Genomic DNA, 14443 nt, shown 5'->3' with positions numbered 1-14443 from the left:
CCGGTTATGCGTTCTGCCATTCGGCGGGCGTCAGCGTCTTCATGCTGAGCGCGTGAATTTCCTGCTTCATGCGGTCGCCGAGCGCCGCATACACGAGCTGATGGCGCTGGATCGGCCGCTTGCCTTCGAAGGCCGGCGACACGATCGTCGCGAAGAAGTGCTGGCCGTCACCTTCGACTTCCAGATGCGTGCAGGCGAGCCCGCCTGCGATGTATTGCTTGACCTGTTCGGGAGTCGGCAACATGAAAGGCTCCTGTCGGCGCGCGCCGCCCGCGGCGGCCGCTGCCATTCGATATCAATGACGCAGCTTGTAGCCGGTCGCGAGCAGCCGCATCGCGAACATCGCGAGCAGCACGAAGAAACCGGCGACGATCGCGAGGCTCGTGAACGGGTGGATGTCGGACGCGCCGAAGAACCCGTAGCGGAAGCCGTCGATCATGTAGAAAAACGGATTCAGACGCGAGACCTCGCGCCACACGGGCGGCAGCGAGTGCGTCGAATAGAACACGCCGGACAGGAACGTCAGCGGCATGATCAGGAAGTTCTGGAACGCGGCGAGCTGGTCGAACTTCTCGGCCCAGATGCCGGCGATCAGCCCGAGCGTGCCGAGGATCGCGGAGCCGAGCAGCGCGAACGCGACGATGAACAGCGGCGCCGCGAAATGCATCGGGATGAACCAGATCGTCACGACGAACACGCCCGCGCCGACCGTCAGCCCGCGCACCACCGACGCAAGCACGTAGGCGCCGAAGATGTCGCGGTACGACAGCGGCGGCAGCAGCACGAACACGAGATTGCCGGTGATCTTCGACTGGATCAGCGACGACGAGCTGTTCGCGAACGCGTTCTGCAGCACGCTCATCATCACGAGGCCCGGCACGAGGAAGCTCACGTATTCGACGCCCGGATACACCTCGACGCGGCCCGACAGCGCGTGGCCGAAGATCGTCAGATACAGCAGCGCGGTGACGACGGGCGCGAGCACCGTCTGGAACGATACCTTCCAGAAGCGCAGCAGCTCCTTGTAGAACAGCGTGCGAAAGCCGCTTCCGGCGACCTGCCGGGCCGCCGCGTCGGCGGGCAGTGCGCGCAGCGGCTGCGTCGGTTGTTGTTTCATGCCAGTCCCTCGATCACCTCGCCGCCGTTCATCACCTGAACGAACACATCCTCGAGGTCGGCCTTGCGGACCTCGATCTCGTCGAACGTGCAGCCGGCCGCGCGGCACTGCGCGAGAATCCGTTCCACATCGTCGTAGCTCGACAGCCGCAGCAGATGCTCGCGCGGCGCACGCGCGGCCGGATCGGTCTCGAGCCCGCGCAGCTCGGCCGGCAGCGCGCCGGTCGCGAAGCGCAGATACAGCTGCAGCCCCGCGAAGCGCCGCAGCAGCGCGTCGGTGCGATCGAGCGCGACCACCTCGCCGCGCCGCAGCATCGCGATGCGGTCGCAAAGCGACTGCGCTTCCTCGAGATAGTGCGTCGTCAGCACGATCGTGTGACCTTCGCGGTTCAGCCGCGAGATGAATTTCCACAGTGTCTGGCGCAGCTCGACGTCGACGCCGGCCGTCGGCTCGTCGAGCACGATCACCGGCGGCCGGTGCACGAGCGCCTGCGCGACCAGCACGCGGCGCTTCATGCCGCCCGACAGCGCACGCATGTTCGCGTCGGCCTTTTCGGTCAGATCGAGGTTCGCCATCACTTCGTCGATCCAGTCGTCGTTGCGGCGCAGCCCGAAATAGCCGGACTGGATCCGCAGCGTCTCGCGCACGGTGAAGAACGGATCGAACACGAGCTCCTGCGGGACGACACCGAGCGCAAGGCGCGCGCCGCGGAAGTCCTTGACGACGTCGTGGCCGCGCACCGAGATGCTGCCTTCGTCGGCGCGGGCGAGCCCGGCGAGGATGCTGATGAGCGTGGTCTTGCCGGCGCCGTTGGGGCCGAGCAGACCGAAGAACTCGCCCTCCTCGACCGACAGGCTGACGCCCTTGAGCGCCTGAAGCGACTTGTAGCGCTTCTTGACGTGACGGATTTCTATGGCTGACATGACTGTGCGCGGCGCATCGGCCGCGACGCCTATTCTGTGCTTGCTGCGAAAGAAAATGGGGGACGGACGCCGATTGGCAGCCCCGCAAAACGCTTGATTATAGGGCAAACCGGCTGGCGAAGCCGATGCGGCGGGCGCGCCGCGTCGAGCATGCGCGCGCCGGGCGGCGCGGCAGGCTCCGGTCGGACAGCGTCAATGTCGCGCGTTGCCGTCGATCAGGGCGTCGACGCCGTATGCGCGCGCGAGGCTGGCGAGCTTCGGCGGGAGATGGAGGATGTCGAGGGTGGCGCCGCGCGCTTTCGCGGCGCGCTGCCATGCGAGCAGCACCGCGAGCGCGGACGAATCGAACTGCGCGAGCGATGCGCAGTCGACCGCGGTGGCGCCCGCGGCGACGTGTGCGAGACCGGCCGCGAGCGCGGTCTTCGCGCTCGCGACGGTCAGCGACGGGCCGGCTTCGAAGCCGCTCACGATGCCTGCTTGCCGGCGGCAAGCTCCTGGTTGCGCTGCGTCAGGAACTTGATCAGGCCGTCGACGCCGCTTTGCTGGATCTTCTCGTTGAACTGCTGCTGATACGTCTGGATCAGCCACGCGCCGAGCACGTTCAGGTCATACACCTTCCAGCCGTTCGCCGTCTTGTACAGACGGTAGTCGATCTGCACCGGCTGGCCGTTGTTCATCGCGACCGTACGCACGACGACATCGGTATCGGCCGGATCGGCGCGGAACGGCGGATACTGGATCTGCTGATCCGGCTTCAGCTGCGCGAGCGCGCCCGAGTACGTGCGGATCAGCAGCAGCTTGAACTGCTCCTGCACCTGCTGTTGCTGCTCGGGCGTCGCCGTGCGCCAGTTGCGGCCCATCGCGAGTTGCGTGGTGCGGCGGAAATCCGTGTACGGCAGGATGTCCTTGTTGACGATCGAGATGATGCGATTCGTATCGCCCGGCTTGATCGTCTGCTGCTTCACTTCATCGAGGACCTGCTGGGTCGCCGTCTTGATCAGCGCCTGCGGGTTCGACTGGTCGACTTGCGCGTGGGCTGCGCTGCCGAACGAGAACAGCGCCGCGAAAACGGGGATCAGGAACAGTTTTTTCATCATAGTGACCTGCATGAATGAGTCGATGCGAAGGTTGGAGCCGGTAGCTTACGCGCAAGTTCGCGTGCGCTACCGACTGAATCGTTTCCGGCTGTAACGAATGTAAGCCGGTCAGTGCAGCCGGAAGCTCGGCAGGCGCAGGCCGCCCGGCGCCGGCGGCGTCACCTGCATCGGCGGCACCGTCGTTGCGCTGGCCGGGTTCGGCGCGGCTGCGCCGGAAGCCGGCTCGGCAGCCGATGCGCCCGCGGGCGCGGCTGCGCCGCCGACCGCCGCGGCACCGGCGCTGCCGGCCGCCGCAGCACCCGCGCTGCCTGCGGCGCCGGCTGCCGCCGGCGCCGCCGTGTCTTCCGGCAGTTCGTACTGCGGCAGCGCGTCGTTCGACGCCGGCGCGCCGGCCTCGCCGCGTGCGTTGTTGATCAGCATCTGACGGCGCTGCAGATAGGCGTTACGCACGAACGAATACTTGTCGAGCGCCGCGGCATCGAGCACATCGCCCGCGCCGAGCAGGTTCGCGCGCGTGTTGACGAGGTTCACGCCGTACAGCCCCCAGCTCACGCTGTCCGGCTTCACGTAGGTGAGCGGATTGCCGACGTAGTCGACGCCGAGGCCGGCCGCATCGCGCAGCGTGCTCGGGCCGAGCAGCGGCAGCACGAGGTACGGGCCCGACGGCACGCCGTAGCGGCCCATCGTGATCCCGAAATCGGCCGTGTGCTTCGGCAGCTTCGCGATCGTCGCGACATCGAACAGGCCGCCGACGCCGAACACCGTGTTGATCACGACACGCATCAGGTCGCCGACGCCGTCGGCAATGCGCAGCTGCACGAGGTTGTTCGCCGCGATATAGACGTCGCCGATGTTCGAGAAGAAGTTCGTCACGCTGTCGCGCACCGGCTGCGGCACCACGTACTGATAGCCCTTCGCGACCGGCTTCAGCGCGTACGTGTCGACGGTGTCGTTGAACTTGTACATCGTGCGGTTGAAGCCTTCGAGCGGATCGCCCTTGGTCGGCGTCTGCACGGTCGCGCAGCCGCTCAACGCGGCGACCGCCGCAGCCGCGAGCGCGGCGTGCCTGATCCGGATCGTCTGCATGTTGGTTACCCTCTTTGTTCTCTTGTGTGTTTATTGTGCGGCCGAACCCGCGACCGCCGACGCCGGCACCGGCACGGGAGCCGGTGCGGCCGGCGCGCCGGGCGCCCCCGCTGCGCCTGCAGCCGGCTTCGAGCCGCCCGCGTCGGCCGCCTTGCTGTACAGGAATTGCCCGATCAGGTTTTCGAGCACGATCGCCGACTGCGTCATCGCGATCGTGTCGCCCGACTTCAGCATCTCGGTGTCGCCGCCCGGATCGAGCCCGATATATTGCTCGCCGAGCAGGCCCGACGTCAGGATCTTCGCGGACGAATCCTTCGGAAACGGATACTGGCTGTCGAGATCGACCGTCACGACCGCCTGATAGGTGTTCGGATCGAAGCCGATCGACTTCACGCGGCCGACCACGACGCCGGCGCTCTTCACGGCCGCACGCGGCTTCAGCCCGCCGATGTTGTCGAACTTCATCCTCACCGAGTACGTCGGCTGAAACGACAGCGAGCTCATGTTGCCGACCTTCAGCGCAAGGAACAGCAGCGCAACGAACCCCACCACCACGAACAGGCCGACCCAGAAGTCGAGAGCAGTCTTTTTCATCGTCATCCCAAAATTTGGCTTGGCTGAGGCTTAGCTGAACATCAGCGCGGTCAGCAGGAAATCGAGACCGAGTACGGCAAGCGATGCGAACACGACGGTCTTGGTCGTCGCACGCGACACGCCCTCGGGCGTGGGCTTCGCCTCGTACCCTTGAAACAGTGCAATGAAGGTCACCGCGAAGCCGAACACGATGCTTTTCAGCACGCCGTTGCCGACGTCGGCCCACACTTCGACGCCGCCCTGCATCTGCGACCAGAACGCGCCCGGATCGACGCCGATCAGCACGACGCCGACGAAATAGCCGCCGAGCACGCCGACCGCGTTGAAAATCGCCGCGAGCAGCGGCATCGTGATGATCCCGGCCCACATGCGCGGCGCGATCACCGTCTTGATCGGATCGACGGCCATCATTTCGAGCGCGGTCAGCTGCTCGCCGGCCTTCATCAGCCCGATCTCGGCGGTCAGCGACGTGCCCGCGCGGCCCGCGAACAGCAGCGCGGTGACGACCGGGCCGAGCTCGCGCACGAGCGACAGCGCGACGAGCAGCCCGAGCGCCTGCTCGGAGCCGTAGCGGTTCAGCGTGTAATAGCCCTGCAGCCCGAGCACGAAGCCGACGAACAGCCCCGACACGGCGATGATCACGAACGAATAGTTGCCGAGGAAGTGGATCTGCTTCGTGACGAGCCGCGGCCGACGCAGCAGCGGGAAGAATTCGAGCACGAGGCGCACGAACAGCCGCGTGCCGTAGCCCGCGCGCTCGAGGCCGCCGATGACGTAACGTCCGATCGTGCTGATCATGCGCGCCCTCCGCCGAGCCCGAAATCCGCCGCCAGCGGCGGGCTCGTGTAATGAAATTTGAACGGGCCGTCCGGCGCGCCGTCGATGAACTGACGCACGCTCGGATCGGTCGAGGCGCGCAGCTCGTCGGGCGTGCCCTGCGCGAGCACGCCGCCGTTGGCGAGGAAGTAGACGTAGTCGGCGATCGCGAACGATTCCGGCACGTCGTGCGTGACGAGGATCGACGTCGCGCCGAGCGCCTGGTTCAGCGTGCGGATCAGGTTCGCGGTGATGCCGAGCGAGATCGGGTCGAGGCCCGCGAACGGCTCGTCGTACATGATCAGTTGCGGATCGAGCGCGATCGCGCGCGCGAGCGCGATGCGGCGCGCCATGCCGCCCGACACCTCGGACGGCATCAGGTCGCGCGCGCCGCGCAGGCCGACCGCGTTCAGCTTCATCAGCACGAGGTCGCGGATCAGCTCTTCGGGCAGGTCGGTGTGCTCGCGCAGCGCGAACGCGACGTTGTCGAATACCGACATGTCGGTAAACAGCGCGCCGAACTGGAACAGCATCCCCATCTTGCGGCGCAGCGCGTACAGGCCGTCGCGCGTCTGCGCGCCGACGTCGGCGCCGTCGAACAGCACCTGGCCGCGGCGCGCGCGCACGAGCCCGCCGATCAGGCGCAGCACGGTCGTCTTGCCGCAACCCGACCCGCCCATCACCGCGACCACCTGCCCGCGCCCGAAGCGCATGTTCAGGTTCGACAGCACGAGGCGGTCGCCGTAGCCAAAGTCGACGTCGCGAAGTTCCAGCAGTGTCTCGGTAGGAGAGGGGCTCACGGAGCGGACAGTCCTTTTACGCAGAACGCCGAATTATAGGGCCTGCCTCGGAATGATGTCGTGACGCCTTTCCCGACCGCGCGGTCAACGATTGTCAAATAGGGGACGCAAAGCACCGCTGCAGCGCCGCGATCGCCGCGCGGTAATCGCCCGCGCCGGTCACCGCGCTGACCACCGCGACGCTGCCGACGCCGGTCGCGAGCACGGCCGGCAAGGCGTCGAGCCCGACGCCGCCGATCGCGACGAGCGGCACGCTCGGGCCGGCGAAGCGCGCGTAGCGTGCGATCCGCGCGAGCCCCTGCGGCGGCGCGGCGACGGCCTTGGTCGCGGTCGCGAACACGGGGCCGAGCGCGAGGTAGCTCGGCCGTTCGTGCAGCGCGCGCAGCATCTCGTAATAGCCGTGGCTCGACAGCCCGAGCCGCAGCCCCGCGCGTGCGAGCGCGGCGAGATCGGCCGTTTCGAGATCTTCCTGACCGAGATGTACGCCGTACGCGCCCTCATCTGCCGCGATCTGCCAGTGATCGTTGATGAACACGCGCGCATCCGGATAGCGGCGGCCCGCCGCGACCGCGCGCGCGATTTCGCGGCGCAGCGCGTCCGGCGCCGCGCCCTTCACGCGCAACTGTACCGTCTGCACGCCGCAGTCGAGTACGCGTTCGACCCACTCGGCGTCCGGTACGACCGGATAGAGGCCGAGGCGCGCCGGGCACGGCGCGAATGCCGGCTCGGCGGCGGCAGGCAGCCCGGACACGCGCGGAAACTGCGCGGCGTCGACGGGCCATGCGTCGTCGGCGCGCGTCTCGTCGCCGTCGCGCCACGCGAGCGCGAGCACCAGCGCGTCGAGCGGCGCGAAACCGCAATCGAGAAACGCCGCGAGCGCCGCGATCCAGTCGTCCGCGAGCGCATGCGCGGCGTCGAGCGCGTAGCGCGCGCCGGCCGCGTGCAGCGCCGCGCCGCGCTCGTCGAATTCGATCGCGACGGCGTTCGGCGATGCGGGCCGCGACACGGCCGATGCGCGCGCCTGCCCCGCGCGATCGCCGCGCGACACGATCAGCACGTCGCCGTCGGCCGGCGCGTCGGGCGCGGTCATGCAGAGCCGCCACGGCGCAGCGGCGCGCGGCCAGTCGCCGAGCCGCGCGCGGATGCGTTCGGCCGCGTCGGCGAGCTCGTCGGCGGGCGGCCAGAAGGCGTCGGCAAAGCGCGCGCTCATGCGCCGCCTCCGTCCTGATGCCAGAACGGCATCCCGACGACCGGCGTGCTCGCGTGCGCAGTCTCGCGTGCGTCCATCGGGCCGGCGAGATAGGCGGCGCGGCCGGCCTCGACGCCCTGCGCGAACGCGCGCGCCATGATTTCCGGGTGCGTCGCCTGCGACACGGCCGTGTTCAGCAGCACGCCGTCGAAACCCCACTCCATCACCTGACAGGCGTGCGACGGCACGCCGAGCCCCGCGTCGACGATCAGCGGCACGTCGGGCAACCGCTCGCGCAGCACGCGCAGGCCGTACGGATTGACGACGCCCTTGCCGGTGCCGATCGGCGCGCCCCACGGCATCAGCGCCTCGCAGCCGACCTCGAGCAGGCGGCGGCCGATCACGAGATCCTCGGTGCAGTACGGCAGCACCTTGAAGCCGTCCTTGATCAGCTGCGCGGCCGCCTCGATCAGCCCGACCGGATCCGGCTGCAGCGTGTAGTCGTCGCCGATCAGTTCGAGCTTGATCCAGTCGGTTTCGAATACTTCGCGCGCCATGTGCGCGGTCGTCACGGCCTCGGCGACGGTCTGGCAGCCGGCCGTGTTCGGCAGCAGCGGCACCGCATGGCGCTTCAGCAGATCGAAGAAGCCGGCTTCGGCCGTGCCGCCCGTCATCTGGCGGCGCAGCGCGACCGTGACCATGCCCGGCCGCGACGCGGCGATCGAATCGGACAGCGACTGCAGCGACGGATAGCGCGACGTGCCGAGCAGCACGCGGCTTGCGAAGGTTTCGCCGTACAGCGTCAGCGCGTCGGCGGGGGTGAGGGACGTCATGTCGTTTTCCTGGAAGAGCGGGACGAACCGGCGGCGTTCAGCCGCCCGCGACGGGGTGCACGACGTCGAGCCGGTCGCCCGCCGCGAGCGTGCGCGCCGCATGCTGCGTGCGCGCGACGAAGTTGCCGTTCACCGCGACCGCGTACGGCGGGCGCGCGCCGTACGCGGCCAGCGCGTCGGCGACCGTCGCGCCGTCGGGCAGCGTCAGGGTCTGTTGGTTGATCTGGATGTCCATGAGGCTTCGTCGGAATCGGGCGGCGGCGTGCGTCAGGCCGGCTGGCGCGCGTCGTCGCGGTGATGAAGGAGCGTCGGCCAGCGCGCCGCGTCGCGCCATGCGGCGAACGCGTCGGGATCGCGCAGCGTGCCGTCGAGCGCGGCCTGCGCGAGCGCGACGGCCGCATGCGCGACTTCCGGCGCGATCATGAAGCCGTGCCGGTACAGGCCGTTGACGGCCAGCGTCGATGCGCCGTCCCAGATCACGGCCGGGCGATGATCGGGCAGCGTCGGCCGGCACTGCGCGTTCAGCTCGAGGATGCGCGCCTCGCCGAATGCGGGATGCACGGAGAACGCGGCGCTCAGCAGCTCGAGCGCGGAACGCACGCTGACGGGCGACATGTCCTCGCCCTCCACTTCGGTCGCGCCGATCACATAGAGATCGTCCTGCTTCGGCGCGATGTACAGCGGGTAGCGCGGATGCAGCAGCCGCACCGGACGCGTGAGCCCGATGCCCGGCGCATGCACGCGCGCGACTTCGCCGCGGATGCCGCGCAACGCCGGCAGCGCCGGTTTCGCGCCGAGCCCGCGGCAGTCGATCGTGAAATGCGCATCCGGCAGGTGGCCGTCGTCGACCGCCGCGTGCCAGTGCGTGTCCACGCCGCGTTCTGCGAGCCCTGCGGCGAGCGCGTGCAGCGCCTGCCGGTTGTCGAGCTGGCCTTCGCGCGGCAGCAGCAGGCCGCGTGCGAAACGGCCCGCGAGCGCGGGCTCGGCCGCGTCGACCTGCGCACCCGCGAGCGTGACGAAGCCGCCGTCGAACAGGTCGGCCGGCGCATTCGCGCGCACGCGGCGCTCGAACAGCGGCGCTTCCGCGCGGTCCGCGTGATGCCAGACGACGAGCGTGCCGTGCTGCTGGAAGAACACCGGTTCGGGCAGTTCGGCGAGCCACTGCGGCCAGCGCGCCAGCGACGCGACGCCGAGCTCGGTGATCAGCAGTTCGGCGCTGGCCGCTTCGGCGAGCGGCGCGAGCATCGCGGCCGCGATCCACGCCGCCGAGCGCTCGCCGTCCGGGCCGCCGCGCTCGTACAGCGCGACGCGATGCCCGTCGCCCGCGAGCCGCCACGCGATCAGCCGGCCGACGAGGCCGCCGCCGAGGATCGCGAAGTCGGGCCGCGAATCGTGAACGTTCATCGCGCGCCCTCCGCGCCCGCCGCCCGCGCGCGCCCGGCGCACGCCGACGCATGCGGCGAAGCGGCGCGCGAACCCGCGCGACAGACTGAAACAACTGAAGATTGATCGGTCATCGGTTCCTTCCGTAACGCGCGGCGCGCGTACCCAAAAGGACGAAACCGGCAGCAAAGGCCGGCCGGGCGGGACTCGGGCGCTGACAATGGGATGGCGGCCAGCGCGGCCCGGCGGGATCAGAAACTTCCCTCGCCGGTATTACCCGGATCGGGTGCGAAGGGTCTTTCTCAGCCTCGCCGCGCCGCCCGGAACATCGCCGGCCGCGCACGAAGCACCCCTGTTTCGTCGTCGGCCATTAGACCATAAAAGCGGAAAACGTCGCAAACTGTCCCCTTTCGGCAAATCGACGTCGCGCGGCGCCGCTCTGGCACAATGCCCGGCAGGCCGGCCGCGCGAGCGGCCGGTTGTTGCGCCACCGCCGGCCTTTAAGTGCCGTTTAAGACGCGCGGGTCACCATCCGGACGCCCGCCGTCGGCGAGCACTCGTCCCGGCATGCCGTCTCGCGGCGCGCGCCCGGCTTCGCCCGGCCCGTGCGCCGGCCACTCATCAGGAAGCACATGACCCAATCGATCGATCCCGTCCGCTCCGCCTCCGACGCGCCGCAGGACGAGCGCCCGGTATCCGCATGGAGCCTCATCAAGCCCTACTGGGTGTCGTCCGAATGGAAAGTCGCGTGGGCGCTGCTCGTCACGATCATCGCGATCAATCTCTGCGTCGTCTGGATCAACGTCCAGCTGAACAAGTGGAACGCGCAGTTCTATAACGCGCTGCAGACCAAGAACGTGCACGATTTCCCGCATCTGATGATGCAGTTCTCGATGCTCGCGTTCGGCTTCATCATCCTCGCGGTGTACGGGCTGTACTTGCGGCAGATGCTCGGCTTCCGCTGGCGCCAGTGGCTGACCGACCGCTTTCTCGGCGAATGGCTCGGCGACCGCGCGTTCTACCGGATCGAACGCGACCGCCTCGCCGACAACCCCGACCAGCGCGTGGCCGACGACCTGCAGGCGTTCGCGACGACGACGCTGTCGCTGTCGCTCGATCTGCTCTCGACGGTCGTCACGCTCGCGTCGTTCATCACGATCCTCTGGACGCTCGGCGGCGCGCTGACGCTGTCGCTCGGCGCCACGCCCGTCTCGATCCCCGGCTACATGGTGTGGGCGGCCGCGCTCTATGCGGTGATCGGCTCGCTCGTGATCCAGAAGGTCGGCCGCCCGCTCGTGTCGATCAACTACCAGCAGCAGCGCGTCGAGGCGGACTTCCGCTTCGGCCTGATCCGCGTGCGCGAAAATGCCGAGCAGATCGCGTTCTACGACGGCGAAGACACCGAAAACCGCAATGCGCAGGGCCTCTTCCTGCGCATCCGCGACAACTGGTGGCGCGTCATGAAATACACGAAGCGCCTGACGTTCGTGAACGCGTTCTACGGACAGATCGCGATCATCTTCCCGTTCGTCGTCGCGGCGCCGCGCTACTTCGCGGGCGCCTTCACGCTCGGCGTGCTGATGCAGATCTCGTCCGCATTCGGCACGGTCAGCGACTCGTTCTCGTGGTTCCTCAACAGCTATCGCACGCTGGTCGAGTGGCGCGCGACCGTCAACCGTCTGCGCGAATTCAAGCGCGTGATGCGCACCTCGCATCTGAAGGAGAGCCTGTCGCCCGCGACCGAGCACGGCGGCATCAACCTGCACTACGTGAATGCGGCGAAGCTGTCGACGTCGTCGCTGAAGCTCGCGCTGCCGAACGGCAACGCGCTCGCCAACATCGGCAGCGTGACGATCGAGCCCGGTTCGCGCTGGCTCGTGGTCGGCAAGTCGGGCTCCGGCAAGAGCACGTTCATGCGCGCGCTCGCCGGGCTGTGGCCGTTCGGCGACGGCGCGATCGACGCACCGGTCGGCGCGCGCATGATGTTCGTGCCGCAATCGAGCTATCTGCCGATCGGCACGCTGAAGGCGGCGCTCGCCTATCCGTCGGCGCCCGACGCGTTCGGCGACGACGCGTGCCGCGATGCGCTGCGCGCATGCCACCTCGAAGACTACGTCGACCGGCTCGACGAAACCGCGCACTGGACGCGCGTGCTGTCGCCCGGCGAACAGCAGCGTCTCGCCGGCGCGCGCGTGCTGCTGCACAAGCCCGATTTCCTGTTCCTCGACGAAGCGACGAGCGCGCTCGATGCCGACAACGAGGCGCGGCTCTATCGCCTGTTCGCCGAGCGGCTGCCGAAGGCCGCGATCGTCAGCATCGCGCACCGCGAATCGCTGGCCGCGTTCCACGGCGGTACGATCAACGTCGAGCGCGTGAACGACAGCGACAAGGTGGCCGCGTGAGTGCGCGCGCGGCGCGCATCGCACTGATCACCGGCGCCGGTTCGGGGATCGGCGCGGCGCTCGCGCGGCGGCTCGCCGCACCGGGCGTCGCGCTCGCGCTGCACGCGCGCGGCGCGGACGACGCGTCGCGTACGCGGCTCGCCGACGTCGTGCACGCGTGCACGTCGGCCGGGGCACAATGCATCGCACTGACCGGCGATCTCGCCGATCCGGGCGTCGCGGCCCGGCTCGTCGATACGACGGCCGCGCAATTCGGCGGGCTCGACCATCTGGTCGCGAACGCCGGCTTCGCGGCGCGGCAGTCGGTGTCCGATCTATCCGCCGATGCGCTCGCGTCCGCGTTTGCGGCAATGCCGGGTGCATTCGCGACGCTCGCATCGCGTGCGCGGCCGCTGCTCGAAGCGTCGGCCGCGGCGCGGATCGTCGCGGTCAGCTCGTTCGTCGCACACCGCTATCGCGCTGACACGCCGTTCGCCGCGACGGCGGCGGCGAAGGCCGCGCTCGAATCGCTCGTGCGCAGCGCGGCCGCCGAATTCGCGCCAGCCGCGATCACCGTCAATGCGGTCGCGCCCGGCTTCACGCGCAAGGATCGCGGGCCGAGCGCCGACAACGCCGGCGCGTGGGCGCACGCAGCACACGCGACGCCGCTCGGCCGGATCGCCGAACCCGACGACGTCGCCGCGCTGATCGCGTTTCTGCTGTCCGATGCGGCGCGACAGATCACCGGTCAGGTCGTGCATGTCGACGGCGGCCTGACGCTCTGACGTGCGCGTGTACCGTTGCGCTCGCAACGGTTTGGTCTTATCCCGCCGTCCCGCCTTCCCGCCTCGCCGATCGCACCGCCTCGCGTCAGCCTTTTTGGCACACGCGGTCCCGCCCGTACAATAGCCGCCACACGGCACCACGATGACGAACGGGACGGGAGACAGCGGCATGCAGGCAATCCAGTGGTTTCGAGAACTGTCGTCGCGCGAGCGCCGCACGCTGTATGCAGGCTTCGGCGGCTATGCGGTCGACGCGTTCGACTTCATGATCTACTCGTTCCTGATTCCGACGCTGATCGCGACCTGGGGCATGACGAAGAGCGAGGCCGGCATGATCGCGACGAGCTCGCTGATCTCGTCCGCGATCGGCGGCTGGGTCGCCGGCATCCTCGCCGACCGCTACGGCCGCGTGCGCGTGCTGCAGTGGACGATCGCGACGTTCGCGCTGTTCACGTGCCTGTCCGGCTTCACGCACTCGTTCTGGCAGCTGCTCGCGACGCGCACGCTGCAGGGCTTCGGCTTCGGCGGCGAGTGGTCGGTCGTGACGATCATGATGGCCGAAACGATTCGCTCGCCCGAGCATCGCGCGAAGGCGGTCGGCACCGTGCAGAGCAGCTGGTCGTTCGGCTGGGCCGCGGCCGCGATTCTCTACTGGGCCTTCTTCGCGCTGCTGCCGGAGCAGGTCGCGTGGCGCGCGTGCTTCTGGATCGGCATCGCGCCCGCGCTGTGGATCCTGTATATCCGCCGCAACGTCAGCGATCCCGACATCTACACGGCCACGCGCCGCGCGCGCGACGAAGGCCGCGTGTCGGGCCACTTCCTCGAGATCTTCTCGCCGCCGCATCTACGCGCGACGCTGTTCGGCAGCGCACTGTGCACCGGCATGCTCGGCGGCTACTACGCGATCACGACCTGGCTGCCCACCTATCTGAAAACCGTCCGGCACCTGTCCGTCTTCAACACGAGCGGCTATCTGGTCGTGCTGATCGTCGGATCGTTCGTCGGCTACGTGGTCGGCGCGATCCTGTCCGACCGGCTCGGTCGCCGCGCCTCGTTCATCCTGTTCGCGATCGGATCTTTCACGCTCGGGATGGCCTATACGATGCTGCCGATCACCGACACCGCGATGCTCGCGCTCGGCTTTCCGCTCGGCATCGTCGTGCAGGGCATCTTCGCGGGCGTCGGCGCGTATCTGTCCGAACTCTATCCCGGTGCGATCCGCGGCTCGGGCCAGGGCTTCTGCTACAACCTCGGCCGCGGGCTCGGCTCGTTCTTCCCGATCCTCGTCGGCTCGCTGTCGCAGTCGATGTCGCTCGTGAAGGCGATCGGATTCGTCGCCGGCGGCGGCTATCTGCTCGTGATCGTCGCCGCGCTCGTGCTGCCGGAAACGCGCGGCAAGTCGCTGGCCGACGATCCGGCCGTCGCATCGTGAACCGCCG

Annotated in this window: 16 protein-coding genes and 1 riboswitch; of the genes, 3 read left to right on the top strand and 13 right to left on the bottom strand. The window is 68.8% G+C overall.

The features are described from left to right. Positions 1-4: 4 nt before the first annotated feature. The 13 genes from ACSHSS_RS18495 to ACSHSS_RS18435 all read right to left on the bottom strand — a co-directional run bounded on the left by ACSHSS_RS18495 (position 5) and on the right by ACSHSS_RS18435 (position 9859). A complete protein-coding gene (locus ACSHSS_RS18495; RefSeq protein WP_006406983.1) occupies positions 5-244 on the bottom strand; it encodes a BolA family protein in 240 nt (79 codons plus the stop codon). Between the two features lie 51 nt (positions 245-295). Further along, positions 296-1117, bottom strand: coding sequence for an ABC transporter permease (locus tag ACSHSS_RS18490; protein ID WP_006400588.1), 822 nt, complete (start codon positions 1115-1117; stop codon positions 296-298). After that, positions 1114-2040 (bottom strand): ABC transporter ATP-binding protein, encoded by a 927-nt coding sequence (locus tag ACSHSS_RS18485; protein WP_006406984.1) that lies wholly within the window; start codon positions 2038-2040, stop codon positions 1114-1116. Before ACSHSS_RS18485 ends, ACSHSS_RS18490 begins: the two co-directional genes overlap by 4 nt. A gap of 192 nt (positions 2041-2232) precedes the next feature. Then, positions 2233-2508: an STAS domain-containing protein gene (locus ACSHSS_RS18480; RefSeq protein WP_006400590.1), complete on the bottom strand. Its 276-nt coding sequence runs from the start codon at positions 2506-2508 to the stop codon at positions 2233-2235. Beyond that, positions 2505-3134 carry an MlaC/ttg2D family ABC transporter substrate-binding protein gene (locus ACSHSS_RS18475; RefSeq protein WP_012467727.1) on the bottom strand — a complete coding sequence of 210 codons (630 nt, stop codon included), beginning with the start codon at positions 3132-3134 and terminating at the stop codon, positions 2505-2507. The genes ACSHSS_RS18480 and ACSHSS_RS18475 overlap by 4 nt, the downstream gene beginning before the upstream one ends. 111 nt (positions 3135-3245) lie before the next feature. Beyond that, positions 3246-4223, bottom strand: coding sequence for an MlaA family lipoprotein (locus ACSHSS_RS18470; protein ID WP_006400592.1), 978 nt, complete (start codon positions 4221-4223; stop codon positions 3246-3248). A 30-nt stretch (positions 4224-4253) separates the two neighbouring features. Beyond that, positions 4254-4823 carry an outer membrane lipid asymmetry maintenance protein MlaD gene (gene mlaD / locus ACSHSS_RS18465; protein ID WP_006400593.1) on the bottom strand — a complete coding sequence of 190 codons (570 nt, stop codon included), beginning with the start codon at positions 4821-4823 and terminating at the stop codon, positions 4254-4256. A 24-nt stretch (positions 4824-4847) separates the two neighbouring features. Next, the gene (mlaE, locus tag ACSHSS_RS18460) at positions 4848-5615 is read right to left on the bottom strand and encodes a lipid asymmetry maintenance ABC transporter permease subunit MlaE (RefSeq protein WP_217262297.1); all 768 of its coding nucleotides are present in this window, start codon (positions 5613-5615) and stop codon (positions 4848-4850) included. Beyond that, positions 5612-6433 carry an ABC transporter ATP-binding protein gene (locus ACSHSS_RS18455; RefSeq protein ID WP_006400595.1) on the bottom strand — a complete coding sequence of 274 codons (822 nt, stop codon included), beginning with the start codon at positions 6431-6433 and terminating at the stop codon, positions 5612-5614. The genes mlaE and ACSHSS_RS18455 overlap by 4 nt, the downstream gene beginning before the upstream one ends. A 94-nt stretch (positions 6434-6527) precedes the next feature. After that, positions 6528-7643 carry a thiamine phosphate synthase gene (gene thiE, locus ACSHSS_RS18450; protein WP_261513225.1) on the bottom strand — a complete coding sequence of 372 codons (1116 nt, stop codon included), beginning with the start codon at positions 7641-7643 and terminating at the stop codon, positions 6528-6530. Then, positions 7640-8455 carry a thiazole synthase gene (locus ACSHSS_RS18445; RefSeq protein WP_105841640.1) on the bottom strand — a complete coding sequence of 272 codons (816 nt, stop codon included), beginning with the start codon at positions 8453-8455 and terminating at the stop codon, positions 7640-7642. The genes thiE and ACSHSS_RS18445 overlap by 4 nt, the downstream gene beginning before the upstream one ends. Before the next feature lie 37 nt (positions 8456-8492). Further along, positions 8493-8690 (bottom strand): sulfur carrier protein ThiS, encoded by a 198-nt coding sequence (gene thiS, locus ACSHSS_RS18440; protein WP_006400598.1) that lies wholly within the window; start codon positions 8688-8690, stop codon positions 8493-8495. Between the two features lie 32 nt (positions 8691-8722). Continuing rightward, positions 8723-9859, bottom strand: a complete 1137-nt coding sequence (locus ACSHSS_RS18435; RefSeq protein WP_261513224.1) for an FAD-dependent oxidoreductase — start codon at positions 9857-9859, stop codon at positions 8723-8725. Between the two features lie 221 nt (positions 9860-10080). Next, positions 10081-10202: riboswitch (TPP riboswitch) on the bottom strand. Between the two features lie 268 nt (positions 10203-10470). Here ACSHSS_RS18435 and ACSHSS_RS18430 point away from each other — a divergent pair. From ACSHSS_RS18430 to ACSHSS_RS18420, 3 genes are all read left to right on the top strand, one after another. After that, complete coding sequence (locus ACSHSS_RS18430) at positions 10471-12240, top strand: ABC transporter ATP-binding protein/permease (protein ID WP_006400601.1); 1770 nt, start codon at positions 10471-10473, stop codon at positions 12238-12240. Beyond that, the gene (locus tag ACSHSS_RS18425) at positions 12237-13004 is read left to right on the top strand and encodes an SDR family NAD(P)-dependent oxidoreductase (protein WP_261513223.1); all 768 of its coding nucleotides are present in this window, start codon (positions 12237-12239) and stop codon (positions 13002-13004) included. Before ACSHSS_RS18430 ends, ACSHSS_RS18425 begins: the two co-directional genes overlap by 4 nt. Before the next feature lie 169 nt (positions 13005-13173). Then, positions 13174-14436: an MFS transporter gene (locus ACSHSS_RS18420; protein ID WP_006400603.1), complete on the top strand. Its 1263-nt coding sequence runs from the start codon at positions 13174-13176 to the stop codon at positions 14434-14436. Positions 14437-14443 lie beyond the last annotated feature (7 nt).

This window comes from Burkholderia sp. BC1, assembly GCF_052683555.1.
Note: the sequence above shows the minus strand (reverse complement) of the source record. Positions and strands in the feature narration are given on the sequence as shown.

Excerpts from the sequence above, each read along its gene's own strand:
- ACSHSS_RS18495 (WP_006406983.1), bottom strand. The coding sequence starts at position 244 with ATGTTGCCGACTCCCGAACAGGTCAAGCAATACATCGCAGGCGGGCTC.
- mlaE (WP_217262297.1), bottom strand. The coding sequence starts at position 5,615 with ATGATCAGCACGATCGGACGTTACGTCATCGGCGGCCTCGAGCGCGCG.
- thiS (WP_006400598.1), bottom strand. The coding sequence starts at position 8,690 with ATGGACATCCAGATCAACCAACAGACCCTGACGCTGCCCGACGGCGCG.
- ACSHSS_RS18490 (WP_006400588.1), bottom strand. The coding sequence starts at position 1,117 with ATGAAACAACAACCGACGCAGCCGCTGCGCGCACTGCCCGCCGACGCG.
- ACSHSS_RS18435 (WP_261513224.1), bottom strand. The coding sequence starts at position 9,859 with ATGAACGTTCACGATTCGCGGCCCGACTTCGCGATCCTCGGCGGCGGC.
- ACSHSS_RS18485 (WP_006406984.1), bottom strand. The coding sequence starts at position 2,040 with ATGTCAGCCATAGAAATCCGTCACGTCAAGAAGCGCTACAAGTCGCTT.
- ACSHSS_RS18420 (WP_006400603.1), top strand. The coding sequence starts at position 13,174 with ATGCAGGCAATCCAGTGGTTTCGAGAACTGTCGTCGCGCGAGCGCCGC.
- ACSHSS_RS18445 (WP_105841640.1), bottom strand. The coding sequence starts at position 8,455 with ATGACGTCCCTCACCCCCGCCGACGCGCTGACGCTGTACGGCGAAACC.
- thiE (WP_261513225.1), bottom strand. The coding sequence starts at position 7,643 with ATGAGCGCGCGCTTTGCCGACGCCTTCTGGCCGCCCGCCGACGAGCTC.
- ACSHSS_RS18430 (WP_006400601.1), top strand. The coding sequence starts at position 10,471 with ATGACCCAATCGATCGATCCCGTCCGCTCCGCCTCCGACGCGCCGCAG.
- ACSHSS_RS18475 (WP_012467727.1), bottom strand. The coding sequence starts at position 3,134 with ATGAAAAAACTGTTCCTGATCCCCGTTTTCGCGGCGCTGTTCTCGTTC.
- mlaD (WP_006400593.1), bottom strand. The coding sequence starts at position 4,823 with ATGACGATGAAAAAGACTGCTCTCGACTTCTGGGTCGGCCTGTTCGTG.
- ACSHSS_RS18470 (WP_006400592.1), bottom strand. The coding sequence starts at position 4,223 with ATGCAGACGATCCGGATCAGGCACGCCGCGCTCGCGGCTGCGGCGGTC.